The sequence below is a fragment of the Microbacterium panaciterrae genome (genome assembly GCF_039541635.1).
In the GTDB taxonomy this organism is placed as follows: Bacteria; Actinomycetota; Actinomycetes; order Actinomycetales; family Microbacteriaceae; genus Microbacterium; species Microbacterium panaciterrae.
In genome coordinates, this window is record NZ_BAABGP010000008.1 from 550,150 (window position 1) to 567,480 (window position 17,331).

Here is a 17,331-nt window from a genome sequence, read left to right on the forward strand (position 1 = left end):
CGTTGTGCAGGGAGGCCGAGCCGTTATGCAGGGTCAAACGCGTCCCCGCGCGGCCGTAGGCCTCAGTTTGCCCCGAACCCGTGCCCGACGATCGCCCCCGGCCCTGCAGAACGGCGGCCCCGCCCTGCAGAACAGCCTGCGACCGGGCTCAGAGCCGTTGCGACGGGGCTCAGACCCGTTGCGACCGGGCTTAGACCCGTCCGCGCCGGGCCACCCCGGCGGTGAGCGAACGCGGCAGGACGCGGGAGACGGCGACGATGAGCTTGTAGCGCAGCGAGGGGATCGACACGGCCTTGCCGTGCGCGGCGTCGCGCAGGCCGACCCGGACCACGTCCGGCGCGTTCAGCCACAGGAACCGGGGCACGCCTTCGTCTCCGGACGCGAGCCCCATCCGTGCGTGGAACGTGGTGTGCACGAAGCCCGGGCAGACGGCGGTGACGGTCACTCCGTCGCGCGCGTACTCGGCGTTCGCCCAGCGGCTGAAGCCGATCAGCCACGCCTTGCAGGCCGAGTAGGTCGACCGCGAGATGAAGCCGGCGACGGAGGCGACGTTGATGATGCGACCGCCGCGGCCGCGCATCACGCCGAGCGCGGCGTGCATGAGCCGCATCGACGCTTCGACGTGCACCCTCAGATGGCGCACCTCGTCCTCGATCGGGTTGTCGGCGAACTGCAGCGGCAGGCCGAAGCCGGCGTTGTTCACGAGGACGTCGATCGGGCCCCGGGCGATGCGCGCCGCGACGCGGTCCACGTCGGCCTCGACCGCGAGATCCGCGGTCAGCACCTCGACCTCGATGCCCTGGCTCGCGCGGAGCTCCGCTGCGAGCGACTCCAGCGCGTCCCGGGAGCGGGCGACCAGCACCAGATCCGCGCCCTGGCCCGCGAGCTGGCGGGCGAACTCGGCGCCGAGCCCGGCGCTGGCACCCGTGATGAGAGCGGTCGGCATCAGCGCTCGTACCCCAGGAAGCGGTAGCGGATCCCGGTGCGGCTCGTCAGCCACTCCCCCGTGGACGCGAGGCGGAAGCCGTCGCGCGGCGGGGCGAACGCGTCGCCGGCGACGTCCAGATCGAGCTCGGTGACCTCCAGTCGGTCGGCGTCGCCGATCACCTCGCGGAAGATCTCCGCGCCGCCGATGATCCAGGCCGCGTCCAGCCCGCCGAGCCCGGCATCGATCGAGCCGACCCTGCGTGCGCCCTCGGCGGCCCAGTCGTCTTGGCGGGTGATCACGATGTTCTCCCGGCCGGGCAGGGGGCGGAATCGCTCCGGAAGCGAATCCCAGGTGCGCCTCCCCATCATGACGGGCGCGCCGAGCGTCACCTCCTTGAAGTGCGCAAGGTCTTCAGGCACGTGCCACGGCATCGTCCCGGACGCGCCGATCACGCCGCCGTGCGCCTCGGCCCAGATCAGCCCGAGACGGGTCATACGGCGACCGCGGCCCGGATCGCCGGGTGGTGCTGGTAGTCCTCGACCGAGAAGTCCGAGAACTCGTAGTCGAAGATCGACGCGGGCTCGCGAGTGATCCGCAGCGTCGGATACGGATACGGATCCCGCGTGAGCTGCTCGCGCACCTGGTCGAGGTGATTGTCGTAGATGTGGCAGTCGCCACCGGTCCACACGAAGTCGCCCGGCTCGAGTCCGGTCTGCTGCGCCACCATGAGCGTCAGCAGCGCATACGAGGCGATGTTGAACGGCACGCCGAGGAACAGATCGGCGCTGCGCTGGTAGAGCTGGCAGGACAGCTTGCCGTCGGCGACGTAGAACTGGAACAGCGCGTGGCAGGGCGCCAACGCCATGTCGGGGATGTCGGCCGGGTTCCACGCCGACACGATGATGCGGCGAGAGTCCGGGGAGTTCCGGATCTGGTCGATCACCTGCTGCAGCTGGTCGATGTGACCACCGTCCGGCGTGGGCCAGGAGCGCCACTGCACGCCGTAGACCGGCCCGAGGTCGCCATCGGCATCGGCCCACTCATCCCAGATGGTGACGCCGTGCTCCTGCAGCCAGCGCACGTTCGAGTCGCCCCGGAGGAACCAGAGCAGCTCGTAGGCGATGGATTTGAAGTGCACCCGCTTGGTCGTGATGAGCGGGAAGCCCTGCGAGAGGTCGAAGCGGATCTGCCGCCCGAACACGCTCGTGGTGCCGGTGCCGGTGCGATCGTCCTTGTGGGTGCCCGTGGCGAGGACGTCGCGGAGCAGGTCTTCGTACGGCGTGGGGATCGCGGCGCTCATGCGCTTCACGATACCGGGCGACGCCGACACCGAGGCCGGGACATCGTGACTTGATCCGTCATATCCGCCCGGTCGGGCGCACCACGGACGTAGCCTCTCACCATGCCCCTGCCGCTCGCGCTCCTCGCCGCCGCCGTGCTGCTCGCCGTCGCGACGCTGGCCGGAGTGCTGCTGCGCCGCCGCGACGGCCGCCGTGTCGCGGTGCATGGGGACCACGTGGTGGATCCGGCCGACCTCATGCAGCCCCTGGGCGCGCACGCGACCCTCGTACAGTTCAGCACCGAATTCTGCGCGCGGTGCCCGCAGGTGCGCCGCATGCTCGGAACCGTCGCCGCGGAGCGCGAGGGCGTCGTGCACGCCGAGGTCGATCTCACCTCCCGTGCCGATCTGGCCGCGCGCTACAAGGTGCTCTCCACGCCGACCACGCTGCTCGTCGACGCAGGCGGCCGGATCCGCTCGCGCTTCACCGGTGTTCCCACCCGTGCCGATGTCCTCAGCGCACTCGACACCACACTGCCCCTGGAGGCCCGCTCATGACCGCTCCCGCCGGCATCGATCCCCGAGGTCCCCGCTTCGCCGCCTGGATCACGTCCGTCCTGCTGCTTGTCGCGACCGTGCTGGGGATGGTCGGGATATCCACGCATCGCGGACAGCTCTGGTTCGAACCCGGCGGGGTGATCGTCGATCCGAACACGTGGACGCTGCCGACGACGACCGTGTGGCTGCGTCTGTTCGACCCCGCGTTCCTGCTCACGCTTCTGATCGCGCTCCTCTTCCTGTGGGGCGTGCTGTCCTCGCGCACGCAGCCGTGGAGCGTGCTGTTCCGCACGCTGGTGCGCCCGCGCCTCGCCCCGCCGAGCGAACTCGAAGATCCGCGTCCGCCCCGGTTCGCGCAGGGTGTCGGCCTGTTCGTCGTGACGGTCGGGCTGATCCTGCACCTGGCCGGCGTGCCCTGGGCGCTGCCGATCGCGACCGGGATGGCCTTCATCGCCGCGTTCCTGAACGCCGCGTTCGGGCTCTGCCTGGGCTGCCAGCTGTACCTGCTGCTGCAGCGCGCGGGCGTGCTGGGGCGCACGCCGCGACTTCCCTGAAAAGGGCGGCTCCGCCGCGGGCCGATCGATAGGCTGGCACTCACACCTACCCATCGGAGGATCCCATGTCCGTCACGAGCGAAGCCGCTGCCACCTGGACCGGAAGTCTCATCGAGGGCGAGGGATCCGTCTCCCTGTCCTCCTCGCACCTCGGCACCTTCCCGCTGAACTGGAAGGCGCGCTCGGAGGGATCCGAGACGACGACCACCCCCGAGGAGCTCATCGCCGCCGCGCACTCGTCCTGCTTCAGCATGGCGCTCTCGCACGCCCTCGCCGGCAACGGCACCCCCGCCGAGCGCGTGGACACCACCGCCTCGGTGACCTTCAAGCCCGGCACCGGAATCACCGGCAGCCACCTGAACGTGAACGCCAGCGTGCCGGGCCTGGACCCGGAGACGTTCCAGCGCCTCGCGCAGGAGGCCAAGGTCGGCTGCCCCGTGTCGGCGGCGCTCGCCGGCATCGAGATCACCCTCGAGGCGACGCTCGCCTGACCCGCACGTCAGCGCGATTTCGTCTTCGCAAGACGGATCGCCTCACGAATCGCGGCCCGGGCGTCTTTGCGGTGCCCGGCCGCGTCCTGCACCACGCCGAGCCGGTATCGCGCCCGCCAGTCATCCGGCGAGGCCGTCGCGACAGAGCCGTAATGCTCGAGCAGCCGGGTCGCGTCGTCCGGAAGCAGCCGCCCGTTCGAGCGCATCGTCTCGGGCGCCTCGGGCATCCCGCCCTCGGCGTCGAGCGTCCGCCCGAGCCGATCGGCGGCGACGCCGAACTGCAGCTCGCGCACGAGCGCCCAGGCGCCGATCAGCGCCAGCGCGATGAGTGCGACCCCCATCGTGACGGCGAGGGGCTGCCCGCCCGTGAACAGCGCGATCGCGTACCATCCGGCGACCGCGACGTAGAGGAGGAGAAGCGCCCCCATGACGATGACGCCGACGCGTGAGCCCATCCCTCCATCCTAGATCGACCCCGCGATGTGCCCGCTCGCAGGCCCGGGCCGACTCGGACAGCACGCGACAGCAGCACGACAGTGCCGTGACAGTGCCCGGGGTGACGATCGTGTCATGACGAACCCCACCACTGACTGGGCCCTCGAGGCCGACGGACTCGTGAAGGTGTTCGGCGCGAACCGCGCGGTCGACGGCGTCGACCTGCAGGTGCGCACCGGCACCGTCTACGGCGTGCTCGGCCCCAACGGCGCCGGCAAGACGACCACCATCAACATGCTTGCGACGCTGCTGCGGCCGGACGGCGGCACGGGCCGCGTGTTCGGCCACGACGTGGTCCGCGAACCGCACGTCGTACGTCAGCTCATCGGAGTGACGGGGCAGTTCGCCTCCGTCGACGAGACGCTGTCCGCGACCGAGAACCTCATGATCTTCTCCCGCCTGCTCGGCCTGAGCCGCAGTCGGGCGAAGGCGAAGTCCGCCGACCTGCTGGAGCGCTTCGGCCTCAGCGAGGCCGCGAAGCGACCACTGAAGGACTTCTCCGGCGGAATGCGGCGGCGCCTCGACCTGGCCGCCTCCCTGATCGCGCAGCCCCCGCTGATCTTCCTCGACGAGCCGACCACGGGGCTCGATCCCCGCACGCGCGGCCAGATGTGGGACACGATCCGCGAGCTCGTGCGCACCGGCTCGACCGTCCTGCTCACCACGCAGTACCTCGATGAAGCCGATCAGCTGGCCGACCGGATCGCGGTCATCGACCGCGGACGGGTCGCCGCCGAGGGCACCGCCGACGAGCTGAAGGCCTCCGTGGGCACGTCCTCGCTGCAGCTGCGCCTGCAGGACGCCGCCGACACCGAGGACGCACTGCGCGCCGTCGAGCAGGTGCTGGGCGTGCGCGGGACGCTCTCGCCCGAGGCCTCCCGGATCACCGCACCCATGGCGGATCCCGACCGGGTCGCGGATCTGCTCATCACGCTGCGCGAGGCGGGCATCCACCTCTCCGAGATGAGCGTGCAGAAGCCCACCCTCGACGAGGTGTTCCTCACCATCACCGGGCATGCCGCCGAGGGCGACGAGCCCGAACCCGCATCCGCCGCACAGAAGGAGGAGGTGCGCGCATGAGCGCTCTCGCCCCGACCACCACCCGCATCATCCCCGCCTCCGAGCGCGTCCTGCACGGTCGCGCCGGCCTCGGCCTCACGCTGCGCAACACGCTCACCATGGCGGGGCGCGGGCTCATCAAGATCCGCCGCACGCCCGAGCAGCTCATGGACGTCACGCTGCAGCCGATCCTGTTCACCCTGATGTTCACGTACATCTTCGGCGGGGCGATCTCCGGCGACGTCGCGAGCTACCTCCCGGTGATCATCCCGGGGATCCTCGTGCAGACGGTCATCACGACGTCCATCGTGACCGGCGTGCAGCTGCGCGAGGACATGGACAAGGGCGTGTTCGACCGGTTCCGGTCATTGCCGATCGCGCGCATCGCGCCCCTCTCCGGTGCGCTCCTGGCCGACACGATCCGCTACGGGATCGCGACCGTGCTCACCTTCACGATGGGCTGGATCATGGGGTTTCGCCCCGCCGGAGGGCTCGGCGCCGTGATCGTCGCGGGTGTGCTGGTCATCGTCTGCTCGTGGGCACTGAGCTGGATCTTCGCGTTCTTCGGCGTGATCGCGCGCACCGCGTCGAGCGTGCAGGGCATCTCGATGATCGTGCTGTTCCCGTTGACTTTCCTGTCCAACGCGTTCGTGCCGGTCAACACGATGCCCGGCTGGATGCAGTGGTTCGTGAACATCAACCCGGTGTCGCATCTGGTCTCGGCGGTGCGCGATCTGGCCAACGCCGGGGTCTTCGGCGCGGACGCCTGGATCTCCCTGCTCGGAGCCGCGGTCGTGGTGGCCGTCTTCGCACCGCTCACGGTGCGGGCGTACATGCGCAAGGCGTGATCCTCCGGTCGATGCGGGGTGTCTGCGAGGCGCAGGCACCCCGCATCGGCGTACCGGGCGCGAGGCATCCGCTGTACGTCCGCCCTTCCGGGATCAGTCAGGCGGGCAGGTGGCCGAGGGCCGCGAGCCCCCGCGTCACTCGCTCACCCGCACCACTCCGCGCTGCGTCCGCCCTCGCCCGGGCGACCGCATCCGCCCCGGCGATGCGCTCCGCGTCAGCGACGTGGCGGGCGAGGTTGAGCGTCGGCATGTTCTGCCGCCCGCCGAGCGCCTCGGCGAACGCAACCGCATCGACGCCGCGATCCTGCAGTCCTGCGGTGCGCAGTGCCCAGGCGGACCAGCCCAGCAGCGCCGTCCCGAGCACCGGCCGGTCCACGCCTTCGCGGCGCTGACGGCACACCGCGATCGTGCGGGTCCGGAGCCGCCGCTCCCAGATGCCGAGCTCCGCCACGGGCAGACCCAGCGACCGCGTGGCGGCGGAGAGGTAGCCGGAGAGCGCCATCAGATACCAGGGTGAGCGGCGCTGTACCGGATCGGCGAAAGACTGCATGGCGCGCGCGTACGAGGCCGCGGCGCCCGCGATGTCGCCGTCGAGCAGATCCGCCTCGGCGAGGCCGTACGCGCCGATCGAGGAGAGCTCGAGCCCGTCCTGACTCATCCCGCCGTCGTCGGCGAGGCGCTGGAAGAGCGTTCTCGCCTCCGCGGAACGGCCGAGGCACAGCAGCGCGCCGCCGCGCACCCACTCCTGCTGGCTGATCTGATCCTGCGCGTCGAACTCCTCGAAGACAGTCGTGGCACGCGCCATCCACGTCATCGCCTCGCCCGGACGATCCGACTGGGCGGCGAGCTGCGCGGCCAGATCCGCGGCCATCCCCTCGGCCCATCGCTCATCGAGAACGCGCGCCCGCTCCCATGCGGTGCGGGCCGCCTCCGCGGCGGTGTCGACCTCGCCGTCGTTCTCCGCGGCGTGAGACAGCAGGATGTCTGACGCGAGGAGTGCGCGGGGATCCGATCCCTCGGGTGCGGACGCGAAGGAGGCGCCGGTCGCGACGCCGCGTCCGGACGAGATCAGCGCGCCTGTGAGCACCTGCCAGGCGGGCGCGAGCAGATCGCCGACGGTCTCCGCGCGGATCCGCACCAGGGCGAGGCCGCGCGCGGCGATCGGATCTCCGCTGATCATGCAGCCGAGGGCGCCCATGGCGAGAGCGATGATCACGATGTCGACGTCCAGCGCGCCGTCCGGCACCGCCTCCGTGACCTCGATCATGGGCCGCGCGTATCCGATGAACTCCGTGAACGATCCGCGGATGAACCAGGACTGCCCGAGGACGGTGAACAGTCGCACCGCATCGGCATTCCGCCCGTCGGCGATCAGGTGGCGCATCACGTGAACCAGGTTGTCGTGCTCCTCGGTGATCGCCCGGTGGGCGTGGGAGGTCAGCCCGGCTGGGAAGGTCCTCGCCCCGAATCCGTGCCGGGTCGCGAACGCGACCGCCCACGCGATCACGGCCTCCCACGCCGCATCGACGCCGGCCGAGTCCTGAAGCCGGTCGTAGCCGAACTCGCGCACCGTCTCGAGCATCCGGAAGCGCATCTCCGAATCGTCGGCCGACGCGATCACGGTGAGGAGGGAATGCCCGGCGAGCCGGTCGAGGATGTCATCCGCGGCGGATCCTCCGAGGATCGCCGCCGCCGTCGCCGCTGAGAAGCCGCCGGGCAGGACGGAGAGCATCGCCAGCGCCCGCTGGGTGTCGGACGCCAGGAGATCCCAGCTCCACTCGATCACCGCCTCGAGCGTGCGATGGCGTGCCGGGGCGGATCGATCGCCCGTCGTCAGCAGCGCGAACCGGTTCTCCAGGCGCGCTTCGATCTGCGCCGGGGTCATGGTGCGCACCCGAGCAGCGGCGAGTTCGATGGCCAGAGGCAGCCCGTCCAGGCGTTCGCACAGCCGGGCCACCACGTCGAGGTCCAGACGTGCCCCGGGCCGCGCGGCGTGCGCCCGCTCCAGGAACAGCCGCACGGCGGGAGCCTCCGTGGTCGCGTCGATCCCGAGCGGGTCCAGCGCGAGCACGCGCTCGGCCGCGATCGACAGAGCGGTGCGACTGGTCGTCAGGATCCGTAGCGACGGCACGGCGGCGAGAAGCTCGGCCGCCCACTGCGCTGCACCGTCGATGACCTGCTCGCAGTTGTCCAGCACCAGGAGCGTGGCGCGGTCGCTCAAGGCGCCCGCGATCCGTGCACCGAGATCGGGGCGAGGCCGGGTGTCGCCCAGGCGCCGGCTCGCGGTGTTCTCGCTGATGCCGAGCGCAGCAGCGATCGCGACGGGGACGCCGGCGTCCGCGCGCACGCCTGCCAGCGCGACCACGATCACGACGGGAGCGTCGGACTCCCCCGCGAGAGCCTGCGCCACGCGGGTCTTGCCGAGGCCGCCCGCACCGACGATCGTCAGCAGCCGCGTCCTGCCCAGCAGCGCTCTGGCCTCCGCGAGCGCCTCGTCCCGGCCGATGAGCGCATTCGGCGCGGCCTGCACGCCGATCCGCACGCGCGGTCCGTCGTCCTGTGCGCGCAGCAGTCGGGCGTTGCGTTCGGTGATCGCTGATCCCGGCGAACTGCCCAGTGTCTCGCGCAGGGTCGTGCGCAGCCGGGCGAAGACCGCGAGGGCATCGGACGAGCGCCCGGCGGCGTCGAACGCTTCCATCAGCGCCAGATGGATGCCCTCGTCGATCGGATGCCCGGCCGCCAGCGCATCGAGCACGCTCGCCGCGCCCTGCGCATCCCCGATCGCGGTCAGCGCCTCCGCGCGACGCAGGTCGATGTCCGTGCGGAGAGCGGCCGCCGCGTGGGCGAGGTCCTCGGCGATGGGTGCCGCACCGAGATCCGCTCCCGGGTCGCCCCGCCACAGGTCTGCCGCGGCCGCGAGCATCTCGCAGCGCCGCGGATCCGTCTCCGCCAGAGTCGACGCGCGAGCCAGCATTCCTCGCGCATCGGCGAGGTCTGTGTCGTCCGTCCCGAGCGCATAGCCGCCCGGGACGCTCAGGATCGCATCAGCGCCGGCGAGCGCCCGCGCCCGGGACACGAGCGTCTGCAGCGCAGCCTTCGGGTGCTGCGGCCCGTCTTCCCCCCAGATGTCGTCGGCGAGGGTCGCCACCGAACGGGTCGCGCCTCGGCCCGCGATCACCAGTGCCGCGAGAAGCGCACGCATCGGCGCACCGCCCGCGTCGCGGTCCGCGATGCGGACCGGGCCGAGCACGCCGATGCGCGCCGTCATGCGCGCGGCCGGATCCCCAGATCGATCACGTTCTCCAGGCCCACGACCACACCGCGGAGGTCTCGCGCGAACGGCAGCGCGAGACGGATCCCGGGCGCGTAGGCGGACGCCGGCTCGACCGTGTCGTGCACGATCGAGAGCGTCTCTCCGGGCCCGGAGAGGATCACCTCCTGCTTGGCGATCACGCCCGGCCGGCGCAACGAATGCACGGGGACGCTCGCGACCTGCTGGCCGCGGGCGCGCTGATCGACGTGCGGCGCATCGACGGGCCCCTGCTCAGAGCGGGCGGCGGCGATGAGTTCGGCCGTGCGCACGGCGGTGCCGCTGGGCGAGTCGATCTTGGTGTGCTGGTGGGCCTCGATGATCTCCACGGATCCGAAGAACGGCGCGGCCAGGGTTGCGAGAGCGGTGCCGAGCACGGATCCGAGCGAGAAGTTCGGCACGAACAGCGCGCCGGTGCCTGCCTCGTCGATGACCGGCCGGATCTGCGCGATCCGCTCCGATGACCAACCGGACGTGCCGACGAGCAGGTTGATGCCGCGATCCGCCGCGGCGCGCACGACCTCCGCGCTGGATCCGGGGGTCGAGGCGTCCACGACGAGGCCGGCGCCGTCGAGCTCGTCCATGCTGCTGGAGGATCCGAGCATCGCTCCGACCTCGAAGCCGTCGAGCTGCTCGATCACGCGCCCGATGATGGTGCCGAGCTTGCCGGAGGCGCCCACCAGGGCCACGCGCGTCGTCATGGCTCCAGTCTATTCAGCGGGCGCGACGCGCTCCTCCGCGTGCCAGCCGGATCTGCACCACGGCGGGGCGTAGCGTCGGAGCGTGCCCACGTTTCGGATCGCGTCCCCGGAGGACGCCGACGCCCACGCCATGCTCGTCGACTACTTCACGCTCCGCGCCGCGGAGTTCCCCGGCGGCTCCTACTCCCCCACCTATCCGACGGCGGCCGCGTTCCGCGCACCGGACGGCGTGTTCCTGCTGCTGGAGGACGACGGCGCGATCGTCGGCTGCGGTGGGATCCGCCGTGTGGCGATGCCGGATGGCGAGTCGGACGTGTTCGAGGTCAAGCACGTGTTCCTCCGCCCGGCCACCCGCGGCCGCGGCTGGGGCCGGCTGCTGCTGGACGAGCTCGAACGCCGCGCCGGCGCGCTCGGCGCCCTTGCGCTCGTGCTCGACACGCACCACACGCTCGAGGCGGCCGGCCACCTGTACCGCCGCAGCGGTTTCGCCGAGACCCCGCCCTACAACGCCAACCCGAACGCGACGCGGTGGTACCGCAAGGACCTGACGCCTGCCCCGCACTGAGGCGGTGATCGCGTCGGCGCACGACGACGTCAGACGGCGAGCGGATCCGGCAGGCCGGTGCGCAGCTCGATCGGCAGGTGGCTGAGATCGTTGTGGGTGAGCAGGGTCCACGGGCGCCCCTGCTTCTGCGAGATCACGGTGAGCCCGCAGTTCGCCTGGTTCAGCGTCATCCAGCGCCACTCGGGCGCCTCGAGCACCTCGCGCACGAACCACGAGATCACGAAGTTGTGCGTGATGAGCACTTCGTGCACGTCACCGGGCTTGCGCACCAGGAACTCGTTGACGGCATCGGCCATCTGCGCACGACCGGCCTCGATCTCCGCATCCGTGATCGAGCCGAAGAACGGCTCGTACACCGCGGGGGTCTCCTCGGTCATCCCGGTCGGCACGCAGTCGAACAGGAGCGCCGAGGGCTCCGCCTCGACCGAGGGGATCCGCGCGGAGATCGCCCGGGCCGTCTCCGCGGCACGCAGCAGCGGAGAGTGCCAGATCGCGTCCAGCGGGAGCCCGGAGAGCCGGTCCGCGATCAGCTCGGCCTGCCGTTCCCCGCGCGGCGAGAGGGGTCCGTCGGCGAGGCCGTACTCGGCGTCCTGATGCTCGCCGTGCCGGACCAGATAGATGTAATGCGTCACAACACTCGCCTCGTCTCCGACTCCGTGGCCGGGGTACTTCCAGCTTATGTCACGGAACGGACACGGCCCGGGAGACCCGTCGACTCAGCCGGCAGCCTTCGTGAGTTCGGCGAGCTGCGCACGTCCGAGCGCGACGCCGGCGCCCTGAATGAGCTCGTCCACCTGGTCGGTCGCGAACGCGTTCACGATCGGCGCGGTGATCGTGCGCTGCGCGAGCAGCCACCCGATCGCCACGGCCGCGACCGGCACCTGCAGTTCGGAGGCGGCGATGTCGAGGGCGCGCAGCACCTTGATGCCGCGGCGGTTGATGTTGCCGCGCAGCTGCATGCCGCGCACGCCCTGCAGCGCCTGCTTGGAGCGGTGCCTGCCAGACAGGAAGCCGTGCTCGAGAGCGTGTGACGGCGTCACCGCGAGACCCTGGGCTGCGGCGACAAGTCGCAGATCGCCCTCGAAACCCTGACGGCGCAGCAGGTTGTACGGCTCGTCCAGCACCTCGATGCGCGGATATCCGGCTGAGGCGAGGATCCGCGCCTCGACCAGACGCTCCGGCGTGAATCCGAAGGCGCCGAGAGTGCGGATCTTCCCGGTCTCGACGAGCCATTCCGCCGTGGCCAGAGTGTCTTCGAGAGTGCTGCCGTCGTCGCTGCTGCCGTCGAGGTAGAGCACGTCGATGCTGTCGACGCCGAGGCGCGTGAGCGAGCCCTCGACGGCGCGGACCAGATTGACCGATCCCAGCCCCGGGTTGTCGGGATGCCCGCCGACCCGGACGTTGAGGACGATGTCGTCGCGGTTGGCCCGCGTCGCCACCCAGCGGCCGATGATGTGCTCGCTGCGGCCGGCCGCGAAACTGTCCGCGGTGTGCACGGCGTTGCCGCCGAACTCCAGGTAGCGGTCGAGGATGCGGGTCGCCGTCTCGGCGTCGGTGTTCCAGCCGAACTCGGCGCCGCCGAGGATCAGCGGGAAGGTGCGGATCCCGGTCTCGCCGATCGGGACGCGCAGGCCGGTGCCGATCCCGGGTCCCACCACGGGGATCGGTGCGGACGGGTGCGGCAGCGGGGCCGTCGCGTGAACGGCCTGCGCGGGCGCGCCGGATCCTGACGCGGTGTCCGGTGTGCCCGGTCCGACGCTGAAGAGACGCATGCGATCACCCCCGTGCTGGCTGCGTTGCGTTGTCAGGCGCACCCCCCGGTGCGCTCCTTAGAGAGTAAGCGAGCCCCGGAACCGATCCGTTCATTGAGACGACCGCGGGACGAACATTGCGTAACATTTCCGTCACGAAGGTGCAGAAAGGCCCGCCATGTCCGCCGTTCGGCGGACATGGCGGGCCTCGTCAGGCTATGCGGGTCAGACCTCAGCGGTCTCCGCCACGGCGTCGGACGCCTCGGCGGGGGCCTCGTCGATGACCGGCTCGAGCGACAGCTTGCCTCGGTCATCGATCTTTGTGATCTTCACGAGGATCTTCTGGCCGACGGAGAGGACGTCGTCGACGTTCTCCACGCGCTTGCCACCGGCGAGCTTGCGCACCTCGGTGACGTGCAGCAGGCCGTCCTTGCCCGGGAGCAGGGAGACGAACGCGCCGAAGGTCGCGATCTTCACGACCGTGCCCAGGAACTGCTCGCCGACCTCGGGGTTGGTCGGGTTGGCGATCGCGTTGACCTGGGCGCGGGCGGCCTCAGCCGCGGGGCCGTCGGTCGCGCCGATGTAGACGGTGCCGTCCTCCTCGATGGAGATCTGCGCACCGGTCTCGTCCTGGATCGCGTTGATCGTCTTGCCCTTCGGGCCGATCAGCTCGCCGATCTTGTCGACCGGGATCTGCACGCTGATCACGCGCGGAGCGGTCGGCGCCATCTCGTCCGGGCTGTCGATCGCGGCGTTCAGCACGTTCAGGATCGTCAGGCGGGCTTCCTTGGCCTGGGTCAGCGCACCGGCGAGCACCTCGGAGGGGATGCCGTCGAGCTTCGTGTCGAGCTGGATCGCCGTGACGAACTCGCTCGTGCCGGCGACCTTGAAGTCCATGTCGCCGAGCGCGTCCTCGGCGCCCAGGATGTCGGTGAGCGCCGCGTAGCGGGTCTCACCGTCGACCTGGTCGGAGACGAGGCCCATCGCGATGCCTGCGACGGGAGCGCGCAGCGGCACACCCGCGTTCAGCAGCGACAGGGTCGACGCGCAGACGGATCCCATCGAGGTGGAGCCGTTGGAGCTCAGCGCCTCGGAGACCTGACGGATCGCGTACGGGAACTCCTCGCGCGTCGGCAGCACCGGCACGAGGGCGCGCTCGGCGAGGAAGCCGTGCCCGATCTCGCGACGCTTCGGCGAACCCACACGGCCGGTCTCACCGGTCGAGTAGGGCGGGAAGTTGTAGTGGTGCATGTAGCGCTTGGAGGTGGTGGGCGACAGCGAGTCGATCTGCTGCTCCATCTTGAGCATGTTCAGCGTGGTGACGCCCAGGATCTGGGTCTCGCCGCGCTGGAAGATCGCGGAGCCGTGCACCCGCGGGATGACCTGCACCTCGGCGTCGAGCGGACGGATGTCGGCGAGGCCGCGGCCGTCGATGCGGACGCCCTCGGTGAGGATCCGGCCGCGCACGATCTTCTTCGTGACCGACTTGTAGGCGGCGGAGAACTCGCTGAGCGCGACCTCCGGCTGCTCGCCCGCCGCGACGGCGGCGACGAGCTCGGCCTTGACGCGGTCCTTGATCGCGTCGTCGGCGTTCTGGCGCTCCTGCTTGTCGGCGATCTGGTAGACGTCGACGAGCTCGGCGAAGGCGCGGGACGACACGAAGTCGAACGTGGCCTCGCTGTACGGCAGGAAGACCGGGTACACACCCGGCTCCTTCGACGACGACGCGGCGAGCTGCGCCTGCGCCTCGACGAGCTGCTTGAGGAACGGCTTGGCCGCCTCGAGACCCTGGGCGACGATGTCCTCGCTGGGCTTGGTGGCGCCGGCCTTGATCAGGTTCCAGCTGCCCTCGGTGGCCTCGGCCTCGACCATCATGATCGCGACGTCGGTGCTGCCGTCACCCTTGGTGACGACGCGGCCGGCGACCACGAGATCGAAGACGGCCTCCTCGACCTGCGCGGCATTCGGGAACGCGACCCACTGGTCGGCGTGCTCGCCGTGACCCGGGACGAACGCGAGACGCACGCCCGCGACAGGACCGGAGAACGGCAGACCCGAGATCTGGGTGGACGCCGATGCCGCATTGATCGCGAGCGCGTCGTAGTACTCGCCCGGGGCGATCGAGAGCACCGTGATGACGATCTGGACCTCGTTGCGCAGGCCGTCGACGAACGACGGGCGCAGCGGGCGGTCGATCAGGCGGCAGACCAGGATCGCCTCCGTGGAGGGACGGCCCTCACGACGGAAGAACGATCCGGGGATCTTGCCGGCGGCGTAGGAGCGCTCTTCCACGTCGACGGTCAGCGGGAAGAAGTCGAAGCCCTCGCGCGGCGACTTGCTCGCGCTCGTGGCGGAGAGGAGCATCGTCTCCTCGTCCAGGTAGGCGGCGACCGCGCCCTGCGCCTGCTGCGCGAGACGGCCCGTCTCGAAGCGGACGGTGCGGGTGCCGAAGCGGCCGTTGTCGAGAACGGCCTCAGTAGCGGTGATTTCAGGACCTTCCAAGAGGTCTCTCCTTCTTTGTTTAGGCTCGCTCTCCCGTATGGAGCGCGAGCATGGACGGATGCGCACAGAGGCATCCTGTTCGATCCTATCAGCGCTGCGACACGCCACCGAGCCGGGCGGCGGCCCCCGCCCCCGACGCGACTCAGGCCCCGCGCGGCTCCCGCACGCCGCGCTCGCGCCCGAGCCGCACGTAGTCGTGATGCTTGGCGCTGCGGCCGTCGCCCGCGGCTCGCCCGTGCAGCCGGCGCCACACCCAGGGCAGCGCGTGCCGGCGCCACCACACGCCCGCCCCCGTGCGCTCCGTCGCGTGCAGCGCCTCATCCAGTGCACCCAGCTCGTCGGCGAGCGGCACGCCGAGGGCCACGCCGGCACGGTATGCGACGAAACGGTGCCCGCGGCTGGAGAGGTGCACGAGGTCCTCACCCCAGTTCTCCCGCTCGGCCAGCTGCGGGTGCAGGTCCATGTCCACGAGGATCGCGCCGCACCGGCGAGCGATCCCGGAAAGGACCGAGGCCCAGGCCGAGAACCGGCGGGTGTAGATGCACGCCGCGGGATTGCCAGGCAGGAACGGCGTGACCAGCAGCACATCAGCGCCGCCGGCGCGGAGACGGCGCACCGCGTCCTCCAGCCGGACGGCGAGGTCGGGGATCGAGACGCGCCGCTTCACCAGGTCGTTCGCACCGATCAGGATCGAGACGAGGTCCGGGCGCAGCTCGAGCGCGCGCTCCAGCTGCGTCCCGCACACATCCGAGACGCGCTTGGAGCGGATCGCGAGGTTCGCGTAGTCGAGCGGGTCGCGTGCCGCGAGCAGCAGCGCGAGTCGGTCGGCCCAGCCGCGCAGGGCTCCGTCCGGGCCCGGATCGCAGAGCCCCTCGGTGAGCGAGTCGCCGAGCGCCACGTAGCGACGCCAGGGCTTGCGCTCCCCCGCGATCGGCAGCTCGGGCCGGCTCGATCGCGGGGCCCGCATGCCCGTGTCGATCCGGTGCAGCTCCTGGGCCTCGGCGAAGTGGCCGATCAGCTCGTCGCACACGGCGCTCCAGCTGCGCCCCTCGACAGCCGCACGCCCGGCCCGGCCGAACGCACGCCGCTTGCGCGCATCCCCCGCCAGGTCGCGTACTCGGACGCGCAGATCCTCGAGGTCGCCCGGCCGGTACAGCCAGCCGTCCACGCCCATCCGCACCAGGTCGAGCGGCCCCCCGCGTCCGGTCACGATCACCGGCACGCCGCTCGCGTGCGCCTCCTGCAGGGTCTGTCCAAACGTCTCGCTCTCGCCGGGGTGCACGAAGATGTCGAACGACGCCATCGTCTCGGCGAGCTCCGGACCGCTGCGATGTCCGAGGAACACGGCGTGCGGCAGCAGAGCCTCCAGCCGCGGACGCGACGGTCCGTCGCCCACGATCACGAGACGCAGGCCGGGCACGTCGGCGAGCACGCGCAGATCCTCGACCTGCTTCTCCGGGGCGAGCCGGCCGACGTAGCCGACCACGACCTCGTCGGCACCGCGATGGATCCACTGCTCGAGCCGGCGATCGGGGTGGAACCGCTCGGCGTCGACGCCGCGGCCCCAGCGCCTCACCCTGTCGACGCCGAGCCGGGCGAGCTGCTCCTCGGATTCGGACGAGGGGGCGAGCGTGAGCGTGGCGCGGCGGTGCAGCCGGGAGATGTGCGCCTCGGCAAGCGCTGTGGTGAGTGCGACCCCGTAGCGCGCCGCGTAGGCGGCGACATCGGTCTGATAGGCGGCGACGGCGGGCACGCCGATCCGCTCCGCCGCCAGCGCGCCGCGCCAGCCCAGTGCGAACGGGGAGGCGAGGTGCACGACGTCGGGCTGGAAGCGGGTCAGCGACGCCGACAGCCGGTGCGCACTGGAGGTGCCCACCCGGACGGTGCGGTAGCCGGGAAGGGCGACCGACGGGATCGGCTCGATGCGCGCGTGCCCGATCATGCGCGGCATGTCGGCCGCAGCGGGTGCGTACACCCGGGCTTCATGCCCGTGGCGTTCGAGGTGGCGGAGGATCTGCAGGACGGACCCGGTCACACCGTTCATGTGCGGGAGGAAGGATTCCGTGATGATCGCTGCTCTCACGTGATCAGGATCCCGCCCCAGCACGCCACGGATCGGCGGGAATCGGCGCGATCGCGCAGTGTTCACCGGATGCACCGCGGCCGGACATCGGCTGTCTGCCCCAGCGGCCCCTGTCGGTCGCCGGACGGATGCGAGCCGTTTCGGAGAGGACGGTTCGGCGGGCTGGTTCGCGGTCGTTCGTGGCCGAGCGGGGACAGCCGGGCTAGG

At 71.1% G+C, this 17,331-nt stretch carries 16 protein-coding genes; 6 read left to right on the forward strand and 10 right to left on the reverse strand.

Annotated elements, in window-relative coordinates:
- Positions 1-190: 190 nt before the first annotated feature.
- From ABD882_RS07630 to ABD882_RS07640, 3 genes are read right to left on the reverse strand one after another with little or no spacing between them, the layout of a single operon-like run.
- Positions 191-946 carry an SDR family NAD(P)-dependent oxidoreductase gene (locus tag ABD882_RS07630; protein WP_345185749.1) on the reverse strand — a complete coding sequence of 252 codons (756 nt, stop codon included), beginning with the start codon at positions 944-946 and terminating at the stop codon, positions 191-193.
- A complete protein-coding gene (locus ABD882_RS07635; RefSeq protein WP_345185751.1) occupies positions 946-1,422 on the reverse strand; it encodes a dihydrofolate reductase in 477 nt (158 codons plus the stop codon). The genes ABD882_RS07630 and ABD882_RS07635 overlap by 1 nt, the downstream gene beginning before the upstream one ends.
- Positions 1,419-2,228 carry a thymidylate synthase gene (locus ABD882_RS07640; RefSeq protein WP_345185752.1) on the reverse strand — a complete coding sequence of 270 codons (810 nt, stop codon included), beginning with the start codon at positions 2,226-2,228 and terminating at the stop codon, positions 1,419-1,421. Before ABD882_RS07640 ends, ABD882_RS07635 begins: the two co-directional genes overlap by 4 nt.
- 102 nt (positions 2,229-2,330) lie before the next feature.
- On the opposite strand from ABD882_RS07640, the gene ABD882_RS07645 reads away from it, so the two are divergent.
- The 3 genes from ABD882_RS07645 (at position 2,331) to ABD882_RS07655 (ending at position 3,810) form a co-directional block, all read left to right on the forward strand.
- On the forward strand, positions 2,331-2,765 hold the full coding sequence (locus ABD882_RS07645; protein WP_345185755.1) for a thioredoxin family protein: 435 nt from the start codon (positions 2,331-2,333) through the stop codon (positions 2,763-2,765).
- Positions 2,762-3,319: a DUF4395 domain-containing protein gene (locus ABD882_RS07650; protein WP_345185757.1), complete on the forward strand. Its 558-nt coding sequence runs from the start codon at positions 2,762-2,764 to the stop codon at positions 3,317-3,319. Before ABD882_RS07645 ends, ABD882_RS07650 begins: the two co-directional genes overlap by 4 nt.
- 65 nt (positions 3,320-3,384) lie before the next feature.
- The gene (locus tag ABD882_RS07655; protein WP_345185760.1) at positions 3,385-3,810 is read left to right on the forward strand and encodes an OsmC family peroxiredoxin; all 426 of its coding nucleotides are present in this window, start codon (positions 3,385-3,387) and stop codon (positions 3,808-3,810) included.
- A gap of 8 nt (positions 3,811-3,818) precedes the next feature.
- Here the strand turns inward: ABD882_RS07655 and ABD882_RS07660 are convergent, their stop codons facing one another.
- The gene (locus tag ABD882_RS07660) at positions 3,819-4,265 is read right to left on the reverse strand and encodes a hypothetical protein (RefSeq protein WP_345185761.1); all 447 of its coding nucleotides are present in this window, start codon (positions 4,263-4,265) and stop codon (positions 3,819-3,821) included.
- Positions 4,266-4,380: 115 nt separating this feature from the next.
- Here ABD882_RS07660 and ABD882_RS07665 point away from each other — a divergent pair, with 115 nt between their 5' ends.
- Both ABD882_RS07665 and ABD882_RS07670 read left to right on the forward strand, forming a co-directional pair.
- On the forward strand, positions 4,381-5,385 hold the full coding sequence (locus tag ABD882_RS07665) for an ATP-binding cassette domain-containing protein (protein WP_345185762.1): 1,005 nt from the start codon (positions 4,381-4,383) through the stop codon (positions 5,383-5,385).
- The gene (locus ABD882_RS07670; RefSeq protein ID WP_345185764.1) at positions 5,382-6,212 is read left to right on the forward strand and encodes an ABC transporter permease; all 831 of its coding nucleotides are present in this window, start codon (positions 5,382-5,384) and stop codon (positions 6,210-6,212) included. The genes ABD882_RS07665 and ABD882_RS07670 overlap by 4 nt, the downstream gene beginning before the upstream one ends.
- A gap of 97 nt (positions 6,213-6,309) precedes the next feature.
- On the opposite strand, the gene ABD882_RS07675 is transcribed toward ABD882_RS07670, so the two are convergent.
- Positions 6,310-9,480, reverse strand: coding sequence for an ATP-binding protein (locus tag ABD882_RS07675; RefSeq protein ID WP_345185765.1), 3,171 nt, complete (start codon positions 9,478-9,480; stop codon positions 6,310-6,312).
- Positions 9,477-10,223, reverse strand: coding sequence for a 4-hydroxy-tetrahydrodipicolinate reductase (gene dapB, locus ABD882_RS07680; RefSeq protein WP_345185767.1), 747 nt, complete (start codon positions 10,221-10,223; stop codon positions 9,477-9,479). Before dapB ends, ABD882_RS07675 begins: the two co-directional genes overlap by 4 nt.
- Positions 10,224-10,305: 82 nt before the next feature.
- Here dapB and ABD882_RS07685 point away from each other — a divergent pair, with 82 nt between their 5' ends.
- Positions 10,306-10,788 carry a GNAT family N-acetyltransferase gene (locus ABD882_RS07685; RefSeq protein WP_345185769.1) on the forward strand — a complete coding sequence of 161 codons (483 nt, stop codon included), beginning with the start codon at positions 10,306-10,308 and terminating at the stop codon, positions 10,786-10,788.
- Between the two features lie 29 nt (positions 10,789-10,817).
- Here the strand turns inward: ABD882_RS07685 and ABD882_RS07690 are convergent, their stop codons facing one another.
- The 4 genes from ABD882_RS07690 to ABD882_RS07705 all read right to left on the reverse strand — a co-directional run bounded on the left by ABD882_RS07690 (position 10,818) and on the right by ABD882_RS07705 (position 17,124).
- On the reverse strand, positions 10,818-11,420 hold the full coding sequence (locus ABD882_RS07690; protein ID WP_345185770.1) for a histidine phosphatase family protein: 603 nt from the start codon (positions 11,418-11,420) through the stop codon (positions 10,818-10,820).
- Between the two features lie 84 nt (positions 11,421-11,504).
- The gene (locus ABD882_RS07695) at positions 11,505-12,560 is read right to left on the reverse strand and encodes an aldo/keto reductase (protein ID WP_345185772.1); all 1,056 of its coding nucleotides are present in this window, start codon (positions 12,558-12,560) and stop codon (positions 11,505-11,507) included.
- A gap of 204 nt (positions 12,561-12,764) precedes the next feature.
- Positions 12,765-15,041 carry a polyribonucleotide nucleotidyltransferase gene (locus ABD882_RS07700; RefSeq protein ID WP_345185774.1) on the reverse strand — a complete coding sequence of 759 codons (2,277 nt, stop codon included), beginning with the start codon at positions 15,039-15,041 and terminating at the stop codon, positions 12,765-12,767.
- Between the two features lie 142 nt (positions 15,042-15,183).
- Complete coding sequence (locus tag ABD882_RS07705; RefSeq protein WP_345185776.1) at positions 15,184-17,124, reverse strand: GDSL-type esterase/lipase family protein; 1,941 nt, start codon at positions 17,122-17,124, stop codon at positions 15,184-15,186.
- Positions 17,125-17,331: the final 207 nt, after the last annotated feature.

Coding starts and splice junctions, on each gene's coding strand:
- ABD882_RS07630 (WP_345185749.1), bottom strand. CDS start 946: ATGCCGACCGCTCTCATCACGGGTGCCAGCGCCGGGCTCGGCGCCGAG.
- ABD882_RS07635 (WP_345185751.1), bottom strand. CDS start 1,422: ATGACCCGTCTCGGGCTGATCTGGGCCGAGGCGCACGGCGGCGTGATC.
- ABD882_RS07640 (WP_345185752.1), bottom strand. CDS start 2,228: ATGAGCGCCGCGATCCCCACGCCGTACGAAGACCTGCTCCGCGACGTC.
- ABD882_RS07645 (WP_345185755.1), top strand. CDS start 2,331: ATGCCCCTGCCGCTCGCGCTCCTCGCCGCCGCCGTGCTGCTCGCCGTC.
- ABD882_RS07650 (WP_345185757.1), top strand. CDS start 2,762: ATGACCGCTCCCGCCGGCATCGATCCCCGAGGTCCCCGCTTCGCCGCC.
- ABD882_RS07655 (WP_345185760.1), top strand. CDS start 3,385: ATGTCCGTCACGAGCGAAGCCGCTGCCACCTGGACCGGAAGTCTCATC.
- ABD882_RS07660 (WP_345185761.1), bottom strand. CDS start 4,265: ATGGGCTCACGCGTCGGCGTCATCGTCATGGGGGCGCTTCTCCTCCTC.
- ABD882_RS07665 (WP_345185762.1), top strand. CDS start 4,381: ATGACGAACCCCACCACTGACTGGGCCCTCGAGGCCGACGGACTCGTG.
- ABD882_RS07670 (WP_345185764.1), top strand. CDS start 5,382: ATGAGCGCTCTCGCCCCGACCACCACCCGCATCATCCCCGCCTCCGAG.
- ABD882_RS07675 (WP_345185765.1), bottom strand. CDS start 9,480: ATGACGGCGCGCATCGGCGTGCTCGGCCCGGTCCGCATCGCGGACCGC.
- dapB (WP_345185767.1), bottom strand. CDS start 10,223: ATGACGACGCGCGTGGCCCTGGTGGGCGCCTCCGGCAAGCTCGGCACC.
- ABD882_RS07695 (WP_345185772.1), bottom strand. CDS start 12,560: ATGCGTCTCTTCAGCGTCGGACCGGGCACACCGGACACCGCGTCAGGA.